The sequence below is a fragment of the Neisseria sp. P0021.S005 genome (assembly GCF_051956955.1).
Genome location: NZ_JBQCWY010000887.1, coordinates 1 through 549 on the forward strand (window position 1 = coordinate 1; position 549 = coordinate 549).

2 protein-coding genes are annotated in these 549 nt (G+C 42.3%); both read left to right on the top strand.

Annotated features, from left to right (window positions below; translation table 11 throughout):
- Positions 1–75: 75 nt before the first annotated feature.
- A complete protein-coding gene (gene rpmB / locus ACTHUE_RS19975) occupies positions 76–309 on the top strand; it encodes a 50S ribosomal protein L28 (RefSeq protein WP_002216391.1) in 234 nt (77 codons plus the stop codon).
- Between the two features lie 30 nt (positions 310–339).
- Positions 340–495 (top strand): 50S ribosomal protein L33, encoded by a 156-nt coding sequence (gene rpmG, locus ACTHUE_RS19980; RefSeq protein ID WP_003684373.1) that lies wholly within the window; start codon positions 340–342, stop codon positions 493–495.
- Positions 496–549: the final 54 nt, after the last annotated feature.

The window sequence follows — 549 nt, forward strand, 5'->3', positions numbered from 1 at the left end:
GCAAACGACTTGAACTGAAGGCGGATTTCGTGGTATAAATCGCGTTTTACTATTTTAGAAGTTTGGAGACTAACCATGGCACGAGTTTGCAAAGTGACCGGTAAGCGCCCGATGTCTGGCAATAACGTATCACACGCCAACAACAAAACCAAACGTCGTTTTTTGCCTAACTTGCAATCACGTCGTTTCTGGGTAGAAAGTGAAAACCGCTGGGTTCGCCTGCGCGTTTCTAACGCTGCATTGCGCACCATCGATAAAGTAGGCATTGATGTCGTATTGGCTGATTTGCGTGCTCGCGGCGAAGCTTAATTTAAACACCATTAATTAAGGATTACTGCAATGCGCGATAAAATCAAACTGGAGTCCAGTGCTGGTACTGGTCACTTCTACACAACTACTAAAAACAAACGTACTATGCCTGGCAAACTGGAAATCAAAAAATTTGACCCAGTAGCCCGTAAACACGTTATTTACAAAGAAACTAAATTGAAATAATCCGGTTTCTTCCAAGAAAAAGCTCCTGTTTTGCAGGAGCTTTTCTTTTTATTT